The sequence below is a fragment of the Corallococcus carmarthensis genome, from assembly GCF_003611695.1.
Lineage (GTDB): Bacteria > Myxococcota > Myxococcia > Myxococcales > Myxococcaceae > Corallococcus > Corallococcus carmarthensis.
In genome coordinates this window covers 1-14,068 of sequence record NZ_RAWE01000246.1, presented here as the reverse complement: position 1 = coordinate 14,068, position 14,068 = coordinate 1, and the positions used below count along the sequence as shown (strand labels likewise).

Sequence of the window (14,068 nt, the reverse complement as noted above, 5' to 3'; positions counted from 1 at the left end):
CGCCGAGACCGAGGCGCCCCCCGCCTCCCCGGCCGCCTCGAACGCCGTCGCGCAGACGGACTCGCTGGCGAAGCCCTTCAAGCTGTCGCGCCGCTTCGACCGCACGGCGCGCCTCCTGGGCGACAACGCCATGGAGCGGCTGGCCAACGCGCACGTGGTGGTGTTCGGCCTGGGCGGCGTGGGCAGCTTCACCGCGGAAGGCCTGGTGCGCAGCGGCGTGGGCCGCCTCACGCTGGTGGACCACGACGACGTGTGCGTCACCAACACCAACCGCCAGCTGCACGCGACGGTGAAGTCGGTGGGCAAGTCCAAGGCGGAGCTGATGGCGCAGCGCTGCCAGGAGATCAACCCGCAGGCGAAGGTGGAGGCCCTGCGCGAGTTCTACCGCGAGGAGCTGGCGGAGACGCTGCTGCCCGCGGGCCGCTACGACTTCGTGGTGGACGCCATCGACAACGTGAAGGCGAAGCTGCACCTGCTGCACCGGTGCGTGACGCTGGGCCTGCCGGTGGTCAGCTCCATGGGCGCGGCGGGGCGCCTGGACCCCACGGCCATCCGCGTGGAGGACCTGAGCGAGACGCACATGGATCCCTTCGCCAAGGACATCCGCAAGCTGCTCAAGCGCAAGTACGGCGTGGAGACCGAGCGCCACACGGGCATCACCGCCGTGTACTCCATCGAGACGCGCCGTCAGCCGGTCCCGCTGAACTACGACGACGCGACCGATGGCTTCCTGTGCGTCTGCCCGCAGGACAACGAGTTCCACACCTGCGACCACCGCACGCAGATTGACGGCAGCGTGGCGTTCGTCACCTCCGCGTTCGGCATGAACGCCGCGGGCGTGGTCGTGCGCCGGCTGGCTTCAGCGCGGTAGGCGCTTCAGGCCACGCGAGGCCGGGCCTGCGCCACCGCGGGCTCCCGGCCACACGGACGGCGGAAGACGCAGCGGGCGCAGGCGTCCAGGTTCCCCGTCTGCGGGAAGGCCTCCGCCTCCTTGGGCGTGTTGGTGGCGGTGTCCTTCAGGAGCGCGCGCATCCCCTCCACGCTCCGGGCGAAGTGCTGGCGGAAGGAGTCCATGGCGGACGGATCCACCGTCACGTCGTGCTCCAGTCCCTCGTTGAGGTACACGAGCGACGCGCGCACCTTCTCCAGCGGGTAGCGGTAGCGCTGCGCGATGTAGAGCGCGTAGCCCAGCACCTGCTCGTCGTAGCCTTCGCGCGAGCGGCCCGTCTTCCAGTCCACCACCACGACGGAGCCCTCCGCGTCCACGTAGGCGAAGTCCGGGATGGCGAAGGTCTTCACGCCGTCCATGACGAAGTGGGCGAAGTCGAAGCCCGCGTCCACCTCCAGCCACTGCGCGGGCTTGAGCCCCTTGGCCACCGTGGGCCAGCGCGACTGGAAGAACCACGCGAGCGCGGAGCGCACCGTTTCGAAGTTCTGCTTCCAGGCCTCGTTGGGGATTTCCTCGGCGTACTCGTGCTCCGCGAGGCCGGTGAAGGGCTTGCGGTACTTCTGCGTCCAGTAGGCCTTGGAGCGCGAGTGCCGGAAGTCGTCCTGCATCAGCTTGTGCGTGCGGGCCTCCACCTTCGCGGGGTCCACCTCACGGCCGGCGCGCCAGTCCAGCAGCACGTCCTTGAGGGCCTCGTGCACGATGCTGCCCGCCCAGGTGTAGCGGTTGTGCAGCTTCTTGAGGACGTAGAGCTCGCGCACGTCCCTGGCCGCCTCCGCCTCCCAGCCGCCCCAGGAGCGGTAGTAGTAGAGGTAGTAGGCCCGGAGACACTCGGAGAACTTCTCGTGGCGGCTCTTGGACCAGGAGAAGTCGTTGGTGATGGGAGGACGGGCCATGGACGCGGGGCATCCTATAGACGATCGCCCGCCTCGCCAGAAGAGGGACGGGCGGCCGGACAACCGACCCCTGCCATCGGTAAAAACGCCGGGGGGACCCGACCGTACGGGTATGGTGCCGCGCCGCCCCCGCCAAGAATCACATGAGCCCACGCAAGCGCACCGAAACCCGGGCACTCCCCGCCCCCGTCTCCCCTGAACGCCACGCCGCCCTGCATGGCCCGCTGCTCTCCTGGTACGACCGGAACAAGCGCGACCTGCCCTGGCGCCGCACGCGCGACCCGTACGCCATCTGGCTCAGCGAGGTCATGCTCCAGCAGACGCAGGTGTCCACGGTCATCCCGTACTGGGAGCGGTTCCTCGCGCGCTTTCCCACGGTGAAGGCCCTGGCCTCCGCGCCCCTGGACGACGTGCTCTCCGGGTGGAAGGGGCTGGGCTACTACTCGCGCGCGCGCAACCTGCACCGCGCCGCGCAGGAGGTCGTGGAGCGCTTCGGAGGGAAGCTCCCGTCCACGGCGGAGGAGCTGCTCACCCTGCCCGGCTTCGGCCGCTACACCGCCGGGGCCGTGGCCTCCATCGCCTTTGGCGAGGAAGCGCCCATCGTGGACGGCAACGTGGCCCGCGTGCTGTCGCGCCTCTTCGAGGTGGAGGGCCTGCCCGGAGACCGCGAGCGCGAAGCCACGCTGTGGGCGCTGGCCTCCGCGCTGGTGAAGGGCGAGCGGCCCGGAGACTTCAACCAGGCGCTGATGGAGCACGGCGCCACGGTGTGCCGGCCGGAGTCGCCGCTGTGCCTGCTGTGCCCCGTGCGCGACGGGTGCATCGCGTTCAAGAAGGGCCGCGTGGACGAGCTGCCTCCGGCCAAGGTGCGCGCCGCGCCCCGCAAGCTGTTCCTGGCGCTGGCCGTGTGGCCGCACGCGGGCACGCTCCTCTTCGCGCGCCGCGCGGACAAGGGCCTCTTCGGCGGCCTGTGGGAGCTGCCCGCCGTGGAGGTGGAGGAGGACACGTCCGAGGCGGAGGCGACGGAGCGGCTGTCCACGACGCTGGGCGCGCCAATCACGCTGGAGGGCACGCTGGACAGCGTGCGCCGGCAGCTCACCCACCGAGACCTCACGCTGCGGCTGTTGCGCGTGACGGGCGGCACGCGGCCCACGAAGTCCGCCGCGTTCCAGGAGCTGCGCTGGTGCACGCCGCAGGAAGCGGAGGCGCTGGGCATGAGCACCGCGATGCAGCGCGCGCTCGACGCGGCCCTGGGCCACGGGGTGATGGGCGGCGATGCCACGCCCGCGGCTGCTCCCGCGAAGAAGACGCCAGGCCGGAGCGCGAAGAAGGCGGCCGGCCGCTGAATCGCCGCACGGCTTCGAAGCCACACTGAAGGGTGCCCTGAGCCGTGGCGCCAGGAAGGCGGCCAGCCGCTGAAGCGTCTGGTGGCTTCCACCTCACGGAGCCTGCGTCCGGGGCCCTTCCGCGGATGGATTTTCCGAGCGGGATGGCCCGTTGGTCCCTCAACACTTCGCGACCTGGGATGTCGCTCCGGCAACCCCGCATGCCTTGAGTCTCTTCCGCGATGCAGGAGCGCGTCCGAAGCTTCAGGCCGCCTTTTCCAGGAGGAAGCCCCATGGCCCGTCAGAACGCGCAGAAGTCGCAACCGAACCCGGCCCCCAAGGCCGCGCCGGAGCGGACCGAGGACAAGAAGCCGGTGGCCACGGCGAGCGCGCCCACGAGCAAGACCGCCGCGCTCACGCAGGAGCAGATCGCCCGCCGCGCCTACGAAATCTTCCAGGCCCGGGGCGGCACGCAAGGCAACCCCGAACAGGACTGGCACCAGGCCGAACGCGAGCTGCGGCTCGGCCGCCAGTAGTCAGCCGCGCCAACCGCCCGTGCTTCAGTGCGCGGGCGGCATTCCCTGAAGGGCCGGGCGCTCGGATTCCAGCGCCCGCTTCAGCCGGCGCTGGGCCTGCTTCAGCTCCTCCAGGATGCGCTCGGCGTCCACCACCGAGCGCATCGCCAGCCCGCACGCGGGCGTCAGCAGCACCGTGGACAGCGCGCGCGCGAAGCCAATGTCATCCGGCAGCGCCGCCTTCAACGACGCCTCCACCGAGTCCGCCAGCTCCTCCACCGAATATGTGGACGCCAGGTCCGTGGGGATGACGCCCAGGCTCAGCGTGGCGCCGGAGTCGAGGAAGCGCTTCAACGCGTCGGTCTCCTCCAGCATCGCGTCCAGCGACAGCCGCACGTCCAGCGACACCAGGTCCGCCTGCGCGTCCAGCAGCACGCCCCAGTCCGTGTTGCCGCAGCAATGGATGCCCACGAGCGCGCCCTCTCGCTGCAGCGCCACCACCAGCAGCCGCAGCTCCTGCTGCGCCAACAGGTGCTGCGGGTTCATCCGCACGTAGGCGTAGAGGCCCGGCTCGTCCAGGTAGAACAGGGGCGTGGTGCCCGTGCGCTTGAGCGCGCGCACCATGGCCAGCGCGCGCACCATCACCAGCCGGTACAGCGCCGCGTCCAGGCCCGGTACGGCCAGCACCGGTTCACCCGTCGCGGTGCGCACCACGGAGCGCACCGTGAAGGGGCCGGACAGCTGCGCCTTCGCGAACGCCAGCTTGCGGTGCTCCACCTCCCAGAGGAACGGCTTCCACGCGCGGCACGCGTCCGCGGTGGGCTCGAAGGACTCCAGGTCCCCGGAGCCGAGCGCCGCGTCCAGCCGCGCCTCGAAGGCCGCGCGCCCGGCGTTCCAGCCGTCCACGTCCACCGTGCAGACGCCGTCCTCGTCGAAGCGCAGGCCCGGCAGGCCCTCCAGCGCGGCGGGGATCATCAGCTCCGACGGATGCCCCACCGGCAGCTGCGGCAGGAATGGGATGTCCATGGCGAGCGCCGTTTGCAGCCCCAGCTCCACCTGGGTGTGCGGCAGGCTGCCGATGCCCGTCGTGGCACACGCGGGCAGGAGCTGGACGGCGCGACGGATGGTGGGCGAAGGCATGGGGGCAATCTATCCCTTCCGCTGGACATGGGCCCGGGCTTCGGGCCCGCGACGCATCAAGTCACGGAGAAGTACGTCGCATTCGGGTGGTGGAAGACGATGGCGGACACGCTCGCCTCGGGCTCCATCATGCAGCCGTCGGTGAGCTGCACGCCGATCTCCTCCGGCTTGAGCGCGGCGAACAGCTTCGTCTGGTCCTCCAGCCGGGGGCACGCCGGGTAGCCGAACGAGTAGCGCTTGCCGGTGTACTCCGCGCGGAAGCGCTCCAGCATCGTCATCTCCGCCCGGTCCGGGAAGCCCCACATGCTGCGCAGCTGCGTGTGCAAGAGCTCCGCGTAGCCCTCCGCCGTCTCCAGCGCCAGCGCCTGCACCGCGTGCATCTTGAGGAACTCGCCCCGGGCCTTGAAGCCGTCCGCCAGCTCGCGGATGCCCGAGCCCGCCGTGGTGACGAACAGCGACAGCGCGTCCACCGGCTTGCCGTTCTCCAGCGGCCGCACGTAGTCAGACAGGCACAGGCCGTTGTCCTTGTCCTGCCGGGGGAAGTCGAAGGACGTCACCGCTTCGCCCGTCGTGCCGTCGAAGAGGAGCACGCGGTCGCCGTCGCTGGCCGCCTTGAAGAACTGGAACACCGAGCGCGCCTGCATCACGCCGCCGCGCAAGAGCGTCTTCAGCTCCTCCACCGCCTCCTTCAGCGCCAGCGCCTTGCGGCCCTCTTCCGTCTTCGCCAGGTCCGCTTCCGCCGGGGTGCCCAGCGCGCGCGACGACGTGCGCAGGCCCAGGTGGCGGCCGTAGAGCATCACCGGGTTGATGAACTTCCAGATGTGATCCAACGGCGTGTTGGTGAGCACGTGCCGCGCGAAGTCCGGCGCGGGAGGCACCGCGTCCAGCACCGGCACGTCCTTGCTGCGCGAGCGGCGCACCGGAGCGGCGGGCGCGGGGCGGTCCTTCACCTCCTGCGCCAGCTTCAGCCGCCGAGCGGCCAGGTCATCCCGCAGCTTCGCGTGCGCGCCCGGTTCCACAATCTGCTTCGCCAGCTCCAGGCCGTTCATCGCGTCCTGCGCGTAGGCCACCGTGCCGCCGCCGTAGGCCGGAGCGATGTTGCGGTCCACGAAGTTGCGGCTGAGCGCGGCGCCGCCCACCAGGATGGGCGTCTCCACGCCCGCGCGCTTCAGGTCCTCCGCGGTGGCCACCATCTGGTGCGCGCTCTTCACCAGCAGGCCCGACAGGCCCAGGATGTCCGGCCGGTGTTCCTTCACCGCCTTCACCAGCTGCTCGGGCGGGACCTTGATGCCCAGGTTCACCACCTGGAAGCCGTTGTTGGCGAGGATGATCTCCACCAGGTTCTTGCCGATGTCGTGCACGTCCCCCTTCACCGTGGCGAGGACGATCTTCCCGCGCGACGCCGCCTGGGTCTGGCTCATGTGCGGCTCCAGGTGGCTCACCGCCGCCTTCATGGACTCCGCGCTCTGGAGCACCTCCGCGACGATGAGCTCGTTGGCGCCGAAGAGGCGGCCCACCTCGTCCATGCCCTTCATCAGCGGCCCGTTGATGATGTCCAGCGGCGCCATCTCCTTCATCGCCAGGTCCAGGTCCGCGGTCAGGCCGTCACGCGTGCCTTCGATGATGTAGCGCTGGAGCCGCTCGTTCAGCGGCAGGCTGCTCACCTGCGCGCGCGCGGGCTTGCGCTCGCGGAAGTGCGCCGCGAACGGCGTCACGGGGTCCGTGCCCCGGTTGTAGATGAGGTCCTCCGACAGCTTCCGCTCCTCTTCGGGAAGCGACGGGTAGCGCTCCAGCTTCTCCGAGTTGACGAGCGCCATGTCCAGGCCCGCTTGCACGCAGTGGTACAGGAACACGGAGTTCAGCACCTCGCGGCCCGCGGTGGGCAGGCCGAAGGACACGTTGCTGATGCCCAGCACCGTGCGGCACTGCGGGAAGCGCTGCTTGATCAAGCGCACGCCCTCAATCGTCTCCACGCCGCTGCCGGTGTACTGCGCGTCGCCGGAGGCGCAGGGGAACACGAGCGGGTCAAAGTACAGGTCCTCCGGGCGCATGCCGTACTTCTGCGTGAGCAGCTCGAAGCTGCGCTCGGCCACGGCGAGCTTGCGGTCGCGCGTGACGGCCATGCCCACCTCGTCGATGCAGCCCACCACCAGCGCCGCGCCGAAGGCCTTCGCCAGGGGGACGACCTTCTCGAAGCGCTCCTCTCCGTCCTCCAGGTTGACGGAGTTGATGATGGCCTTGCCCTGGCAGTACGTGAGCGCCATGGCGATGACCTTCTCGTCCGTCGAGTCGATCATCAGCGGCACGCGCACCTTCTTGACCACCACCTCCAGGAAGTGGCGCATGTCCTCCAGCTCATCCCGGTCCGGGTTCGCCAGGCAGATGTCGATGACCTGCGCCGCCCGCCGCACCTGGGCGCGGGCAATCTCCGACGCGTCGTCGAACGCACCCGCGACGATGAGCTCCTTGAACTTCTTGCTACCAATGACGTTGGTGCGCTCACCCACGATGATGGGGCGCTGCTCGTCCGTCACCTCCAGGTAGTCCACGCCGGACAGCGACGAGCGCGGCTTGGGCACCTCCGTGCGCGGCTTGAGGCCCTTCACCGCGGCGGCGAGCGCCTCGATGTGGCCCGCGTGCGTGCCGCAACAGCCGCCCACCACGTTGAGCCACCCGTTGTCACAGAAGCGCTTGAGCGACCGGGAGATCATCTCCGGCGACTCCAGGTACTGGCCGTTCTCGTCAGGCAGGCCCGCGTTGGGCACGCACGACACCGGGAACAGGCTCATGGAGGACAGCGAGCGGATGTGGTCCGTCATGAAGTCCGGACCCGTGGCGCAGTTGAGCCCCAGGTACAGCAGGTCCGTGTGCTCCAGCGACGTGGCCAGGCTCTCCACGGACTGGCCCGCGAGCATCGTGCCCATGGGTTCAATCGTGCCGGACACCGCCACCGGCAGCTTCCAACCCAGCTTCTGGAACGCCCGGTCGATGCCCAAGAGCGCCGCCTTCACGTTGCGCGTGTCCTGCGCCGTCTCCACCAGGAGGTAGTCGGAGCCGCCCACCGCGAGCCCCTCGGCTTGCACGGCGAAGTTGTCCACCAGCTCCTCGAAGGTGATGCCGCCCGTCACGCTGATGGCCTTGGTGGTGGGGCCAATGGAGCCCGCCACCCAGCGCATGCGGCCGTCCTTCGCCTCCGCGGCCTTGGCGGCGTTGAGCGCCAGGCGGGACGCGGCGATGTTGATCTCCATCGCCTTGTGGCCCAGGTCGAACTCCGCCAGCACCACCGGCGTGCCTCCGAAGCTGTCCGTCTCCGTCACGTCCGCGCCCGCGGCGAAGTACTTCGCGTGGATGCCTTCGATGACGTCCGGGCGGGTGAGGACCAGGTGCTCGTTGCAGCCTTCGTACTCCGCGCCGCCGAAGTCCGCCGCCACCAGCTGATGGCCCTGAAGGAGCGTGCCCATGGCGCCATCCAGCACCAGGATGCGCTCGCGCATCGCGGCCTTGAGCGCCTCCACGCGCTGGCCGTGCTCCCCGGGGGGAAGCGGCAGGGGGTGGGCGATGTGGCTCGTCATGACGGTTTGACTCCGGTCAGCAGGAAGACGCGGAAGGGACTGGCCCCGTCTCGCGCGTGCGTCTCGCGGGTGAACGACGTGAAGCCGGCCTCGCGAAGGGCCGCTTCCAGGACTTCGGGCGAAAAGCCCAGGTGCCGGTGACCCAACCGCTCCAGCACCCACTTCTCTTCGTGCGGCATCAGCTCCAGCACCACCAGCCGGCCGCCCGGCTTGAGCAGCCGCGCCGCCTCCGCCACCACCGCGGCAGGCGCCTCGACGTGGTGGAGGCTCTGCGAAATCACCACCAGGTCCATGCGCCCACCGGCCAGGGACAGCCGGTGCAGGTCCTCGCGCAGGAACGTGATGTTGGTCAGTTCGTCACGGCGGGCCAGAGTTCGAGCCTGGGACAGCGCGTCCTCGCTCTGGTCGATGGCCCACACGTGCCGCGCCCACCGCGCCATCGCCCGGCTGAACACGCCCGTGCCGCAGCCGAAGTCCGCCACGTCCAACGGCGGCAGCAGCGACGCCAGCGCGCCCGCCCAGAGGAACCACGACTGGCCGGGCTCCAGGAGCCGCTCGTTGAGCGCCTGCCGGTCCTCCCGGGCGCGCAACAGGTCATTGAGCCGGGCGGAGTCCCCCGCCGCGTCCTCCGCCTCGCGCGCCAGCCGGACGAGCGGCCAGCGGGCGTCATCCGACTCCAGCGCCAGCGAGTAGTACGTGAACCCCGCCTGCCGCTCCTCCCGGATGAGCCCCAGCCCCTTCAGCTTCGACAGGTGGTGCGACACCGACGACTGGGCCACCCCCACCAGCGACACCAGCTCCGTCACGTTCAGCGGCGCCTGGGCCACCAACCGCAGGATGCGCAGCCGGGTCGTGTCCCCCAGGACACGGAAGGATTGGGAGAGGACGTCCATATCGAGCCATCAACATATATCGATGCTGAGGCCCGGCTACAATGGCCCCGGCAACGCATTGCGTTGCCTTGGGTTGTACCCATCCCGTAGAAATCCAACATGGCGCCCTCCTCCACGCTGCACACCCTGCTCGAAGGCAAGCGGTTCGGTCTGGTCCTCTCCGCGGGCTACTTCGGCTTCTACGGCCACGCGGGCTTCCTCAAGGGGCTGCACGCCTCTGGCCTGAAGCCCCACGCGTACGCGGGCACGTCCGCGGGCGGGATGGTGGCGGCGTACGCGGCGGCGGGCATGCCCATGCCGAAGCTGGAGGAGCTGGTGCTCAGCCAGACGCGGGCCAACTTCTGGGATCCGGACCCCATTGGCGCGGTGCTCAACGTGGCGTCGAAGGGGCACGGCTTCACGGGCCTGCTCAAGGGAGAGCGCTTCCGGCGCCTGCTGGAGGACACGCTGCCGGTGTCCACCTTCGAGGACCTGCCGCACCCGCTCTTGCTCACCGCCGCCAACCTCACCCACGGCACGCACCAGGTGTTCACCACGGGAGAGCTGGCCCCGCGCGTCCACGCCACCTGCGCGTACCCGGGCCTGTTCCGCGCGGTGCCCCTGGACGGGCAGCTGTTCTGGGACGGAGGCCTGGTGGACAAGGCGCCCGCGCTGTCGCTCCAGGAGAGCGCCATTGGCAAGGACCTGGACGCCATCCTCGTGCACTTCCTGCCCAGCAAGACGCGCAAGGTGGTGGGCGGCCCCATGGCCTATCCGCAGGGCCTGGCCGCGGGCTCCGCCGCGCTCCGGCGCGACCACTTCCGCCTCCAGCTCACCGTGCTCCAGACGCGCGACGTGCCCGTCTATGTCGTCGTCTCCAACCTGCCCCCGGTGACGCCCGCCACGCTGGAGCGCGGCTTCGACGCCCTGGACCAGGCCCGGCTGTCCGCCGAGCGCGCCCTGGCCCGGCCTCCGGTGCCGTTCGAGCAGACCACCTGAACCATCCTCGCACGCCCAACGGGTTCAACGAGGGCCGAATAAATCAACAGGACAGAAATAGCAGAATAGCCTGATTTGAATGACAGACCGGCGTGGCATGGTGGGGATGCTGTTCATCCCGGAGGAAGTCCATGCTGAAGTCGACGCTGTCCCAGCGCCCCCTGCGAGGCGCGGTCATGGCTGTGTCCCTGCTGGCGTTGGCCCCCGCTGCTGGCGCCGCGCCCTCGCTGGCGCCGCGCGCGCTCCTGGCGAAGCCCACGGGGCGCGAGCTGCCCGCGGGGACGTTCGTGGAGCGGCTGGTGGTGAAGTTCCACGAGGGCAGCCACGTGCGCCTGCGCGGCGACGCGTTGCGCGCCCTGTCCTCCGAGCGGAGCGCTGGCGAGCGGGAGCTCTTGTCCGGCCTGCGCCTGGACGGCGCGCGCGTGGAGGCGGACCTGGCGGAGGTGGTGGCGCTGCTGGACCGTGCGCCGCGCATCGGGTCGCTGGACCGGCTGTTCCAGGCGGAGGAGGCCGCACTGGACGCGAGCAAGGCGTCCGGCGAGACGAAGAGCGGCGAGCAGCTGGCGGACCTGAACCTGTACTTCGAAGTACCGCTCCTGCCCGGCACCACCTCGGACACCGTGGCGGACCTGGTGGCGGCGCTCAACCGCGTGGCCAGCGTGGAGACCGCCTACGCGGAGCCGCCCCCGGAGCCGGCGATGGTGAACTTCGGCATGGAGGCCGGGCTGCGCACGCTGCTGGCCGCCGCGGACCTGCCGCCCACCACGCCGCTGTACCAGGCCAACCAGGGCTATCTCAACGCGGCGCCCTCCGGCGTCAACGCGACGTACGCGTGGACGGTGACGGGCGGCACGGGCACCAACGTGAAGTTCGTGGACATCGAGGGTGGCTGGCGCACCACGCACGAGGACTTCCCCACGTTCTTCCGCGTGGGCGGCACGCAGTACAACGACCTCGCGTGGCGCAACCACGGCACCGCGGTGCTGGGTGAGATCATCGGTGCGTCCAACGGCTACGGCGTGACGGGCATCGCCAACGCGGCGACGCCGGGCGTGGAGGCCATTGGCGCGCAGAGCACCGCGAGCGCCATCACCAACGCGGCGGCGGCGGTGGGCGCGGGCGGCGTCATCCTCATCGAGCTGCACGCGGGCGGCCCCAACGACGGCACGGCCTGCACGTGCAACACGTCCCAGTGCAACTACATCGCGATGGAGTACTGGCAGGCCAACTTCGACGCCATCCGCAACGCCACCGCCAACGGCGTCATCGTGGTGGAAGCGGCGGGCAACGGCAGCGCGAACCTGGACGCGGCGGCCTATGGTGGCCTGTTCAACCCGGCGACGCGTGACTCGGGCGCCATCATCGTGGGCGCCAGCACCGCCACCACGCGCGTGCCCATGTGCTGGACGAACTTCGGCCAGCGCGTGAACGTGCACGGCTGGGGCGAGTCCGTCGTCTCCACCGGCTACGGCGACCGCTTCGGCACCGCGTACGGCGAGGACCAGTACTACACGTCCACCTTCAGCGGCACCTCCAGCGCGTCGCCCATCATCGTGGGCACCGCGGTCAGCGCCCAGGGCGTGGCGCGCGCCAACGGCCGGCTGCTGACGTCCGTGCAGATGCGCGGCCTGCTGCGCAACAACGGCACCGCCCAGGCCGCGGACTCGCGGCAGATTGGCCCGCTGCCGGACCTGCAGAAGGCCCTGCCCAAGGTCATCTCCGGCAACTACTGAGCTGACAAAGGCCGCCGACCTCCACGCGCGGCCACGCGGCCCTCCGGACCTTCGGGTGCGGAGGGCCGTTGTCTTTTCAGCCGGAGCTGTCAGCGCCCGCTGTAGCGCCGGTGATCCACCATCAGGCAGCGGTCCTGCACCACGCGGATGCCCGCCGCCGCCAGCTTCTTCGCCGCGTCGTCGTTGCGGATGCCGGACTGGAACCACACCGCCTTGGGCTTCTTCGCGATGATGTCGTCCACGTGCTGGTCGATGTCGCCGGGCCTGCGGAACACGTCCACCAGGTCGATGTCGCCCGGGATGTCCACCAGCTTCCGGTACACGGGCTTGCCCAATATCTGCTTCGCGTCCGGGTAGTAGACGGGCACCGGCACCACGTCCACGCCCGCCTTCGCCAGGTACTCCGGCACGTAGTACGCGGGCTGGGCGGAGTGGTCCTCCGTCTTGATGCCCAGCACCGCCACGCGCCTGGCTTCCTGCACCACTCGCTTCACACCCGCGTCATCCTCGATGAGGTACTCGTCGTGGCTCATGGCCCTTCCTCCTGGAGCGCTTCCGCCTGGGACTCGGTGGTGAGCGTCAGCGTGCCGCCCGCCCCCACCGCCTTCACCTTCAGCAGGCGGCGCACCGGGATGAACCGGCCCCACGCCACCACCTGCTCGCCTTCACACGTTACGCCCTTCGCCAGTTCGGGCGAACCCGCCTCCGCCCACGCGGCCTTCAGCTCCACGGGGGCCTTGGCCGGCAGCGCGTCCAGGCACTTGAGCGACAGCACCACCGCGTCACCGAACGTCGTGGGCCGCGTGCCCTCCACCGTGCGCTCCAGCAGATAGGCCCGCTCCTCGCCGTCCACGTCCACGGAGTCCACCGCCCACGTGCGCTGGCCCTCCACCAGGTTGCGCTGGAGCAGCCCCGCGTACTTCGCCTCCCACTCGCGGCGCGTGCGCAGCTCCAGGGCCTCTGGCGTGAAGAAGCGCTCCACCTCCGGCACTCCGGTGCCCGTGGGCGCCACCTGCCGCAGCGCCTCCTGCGCGGCCTCCGGGCCCACCAGCTTCACGAAGGTGCCATCCGCCGCCAGCTGCATGCGCAGCGTGAAGCGCTCCAGCACGGCGCCGGACAACGACGGCACGTCCTGCCCGTCATGCACCTGGCGCGGGGTGCGCACGGCCTGGGCCACGCGCCAGCCGCCGTCGGAGGGGGTGAAGCGCGTCTCGGTGGTGAAGGCCGCTTCGTCGCGCGTCTCCGGCCGGCCCTCGCGCTGGAGGGTGCGGGTGGCGCGCACGGATTCGGTGAGGAGGCGGTCCACGGGAGGCTTGAAGTCCAGGCGCACCGGCGGCGGCAGCCCCGGCGCGGGGTTGAGCGGCGGATACCGGGACTTGCACCCGGCGGCCAGCGACAGCACGAGACAGCACCACAGGAGACCAGGACGCATGCGCTCGCGAACGCTGGCAGAAAGCCAGGGCGCCCGCGAGCGTCTTGCAACGTCCTGCGAAGGCTGTCACCGCGCGGGTGACACTACGGGTGGCGCGTCTCCCCGTTGGAGGCGCCTTCGATGCGGTCGCGCCCGATGTTGCGCCGGTCGCGGTCCACGCCGTCGTCGTCCTTCAGGCCGTTCATCCCGAAGCGGCGCTCGGCCTCCGCCAGGTCGCGCAGCACGTGCTCGCGCAACATGTACTCCTGCTGCGGCAGGGATTTGAGGATGTTGATGATGTCGACCGGGGCCTCGTTGTCCGCGGCGGCCTCGACGAGTTCCTCCCGCGTCGCCGGGTACTCCACCCCATCCAGATGCGGGGTGATGGAGCGCGCCGGATCCTCCGCCTTTCCGTAAGCCATCGTGCCTTCCACCTTTCTTGCACCCGGGCGTCCATGCCCGAGCGACCATCCACGCAACAACGTGGGGATGACGCCCGCCCCGGGCCACCCTGGCCTCCGTCACCTCCTACGACGCCGGGCGGGCGGGGGACCGGCCGTCTTGCCCGCGCCCGCTTCGGAGTAGAGTCCCCCAGCGCCTTCGCCCGCCGGAGTGTCCTCGCCCGATGTCCGCCGCCTCCCTCTTCGTCGCCTGGCTCACGC

Annotated in this window: 12 protein-coding genes; 5 read left to right on the top strand and 7 right to left on the bottom strand. The window is 70.4% G+C overall.

Annotated features, from left to right (window positions below):
- Positions 1–871, top strand: an 871-nt coding sequence (locus D7X32_RS38235) for a tRNA threonylcarbamoyladenosine dehydratase (protein ID WP_439329043.1), incomplete at its 5' end; no start/stop codon positions are given.
- Between the two features lie 5 nt (positions 872–876).
- Here the strand turns inward: D7X32_RS38235 and D7X32_RS38230 are convergent.
- On the bottom strand, positions 877–1,842 hold the full coding sequence (locus D7X32_RS38230) for a PD-(D/E)XK nuclease family protein (protein WP_120607461.1): 966 nt from the start codon (positions 1,840–1,842) through the stop codon (positions 877–879).
- 143 nt (positions 1,843–1,985) lie between these two features.
- On the opposite strand from D7X32_RS38230, the gene mutY reads away from it, so the two are divergent.
- Both mutY and D7X32_RS38220 read left to right on the top strand, forming a co-directional pair.
- On the top strand, positions 1,986–3,185 hold the full coding sequence (mutY, locus tag D7X32_RS38225; protein ID WP_120607460.1) for an A/G-specific adenine glycosylase: 1,200 nt from the start codon (positions 1,986–1,988) through the stop codon (positions 3,183–3,185).
- 272 nt (positions 3,186–3,457) lie between these two features.
- Positions 3,458–3,700, top strand: coding sequence for a DUF2934 domain-containing protein (locus tag D7X32_RS38220; protein ID WP_120607459.1), 243 nt, complete (start codon positions 3,458–3,460; stop codon positions 3,698–3,700).
- Between the two features lie 24 nt (positions 3,701–3,724).
- Here the strand turns inward: D7X32_RS38220 and D7X32_RS38215 are convergent, their stop codons facing one another.
- Genes D7X32_RS38215 through D7X32_RS38205 form a run of 3 tightly spaced genes read right to left on the bottom strand, consistent with a single transcriptional unit; the run spans position 3,725 to position 9,284 of the window.
- Positions 3,725–4,819, bottom strand: coding sequence for a uroporphyrinogen decarboxylase/cobalamine-independent methonine synthase family protein (locus D7X32_RS38215; RefSeq protein ID WP_120607458.1), 1,095 nt, complete (start codon positions 4,817–4,819; stop codon positions 3,725–3,727).
- A gap of 56 nt (positions 4,820–4,875) precedes the next feature.
- Positions 4,876–8,391 carry a methionine synthase gene (gene metH / locus D7X32_RS38210; protein WP_120607457.1) on the bottom strand — a complete coding sequence of 1,172 codons (3,516 nt, stop codon included), beginning with the start codon at positions 8,389–8,391 and terminating at the stop codon, positions 4,876–4,878.
- Entirely contained in the window at positions 8,388–9,284 is an 897-nt protein-coding gene (locus D7X32_RS38205) for an ArsR/SmtB family transcription factor (protein WP_120607456.1), read from the bottom strand. The genes metH and D7X32_RS38205 overlap by 4 nt, the downstream gene beginning before the upstream one ends.
- A 99-nt stretch (positions 9,285–9,383) precedes the next feature.
- Between D7X32_RS38205 and D7X32_RS38200 the strand changes: the two genes are divergently transcribed.
- Together D7X32_RS38200 and D7X32_RS38195 are read left to right on the top strand one after the other, a co-directional pair.
- Complete coding sequence (locus D7X32_RS38200; RefSeq protein WP_120607455.1) at positions 9,384–10,262, top strand: patatin-like phospholipase family protein; 879 nt, start codon at positions 9,384–9,386, stop codon at positions 10,260–10,262.
- Between the two features lie 131 nt (positions 10,263–10,393).
- Positions 10,394–11,995, top strand: coding sequence for a S8 family serine peptidase (locus D7X32_RS38195; RefSeq protein ID WP_120607454.1), 1,602 nt, complete (start codon positions 10,394–10,396; stop codon positions 11,993–11,995).
- Positions 11,996–12,084: 89 nt separating this feature from the next.
- On the opposite strand, the gene D7X32_RS38190 is transcribed toward D7X32_RS38195, so the two are convergent.
- The 3 genes from D7X32_RS38190 to D7X32_RS38180 all read right to left on the bottom strand — a co-directional run bounded on the left by D7X32_RS38190 (position 12,085) and on the right by D7X32_RS38180 (position 13,828).
- On the bottom strand, positions 12,085–12,528 hold the full coding sequence (locus D7X32_RS38190) for a CoA-binding protein (RefSeq protein WP_120607453.1): 444 nt from the start codon (positions 12,526–12,528) through the stop codon (positions 12,085–12,087).
- The gene (locus tag D7X32_RS38185) at positions 12,525–13,427 is read right to left on the bottom strand and encodes a hypothetical protein (protein WP_120607452.1); all 903 of its coding nucleotides are present in this window, start codon (positions 13,425–13,427) and stop codon (positions 12,525–12,527) included. Before D7X32_RS38185 ends, D7X32_RS38190 begins: the two co-directional genes overlap by 4 nt.
- An 83-nt stretch (positions 13,428–13,510) precedes the next feature.
- On the bottom strand, positions 13,511–13,828 hold the full coding sequence (locus tag D7X32_RS38180; RefSeq protein WP_120607451.1) for a DUF2795 domain-containing protein: 318 nt from the start codon (positions 13,826–13,828) through the stop codon (positions 13,511–13,513).
- Between the last annotated feature and the right edge of the window lie 240 nt (positions 13,829–14,068).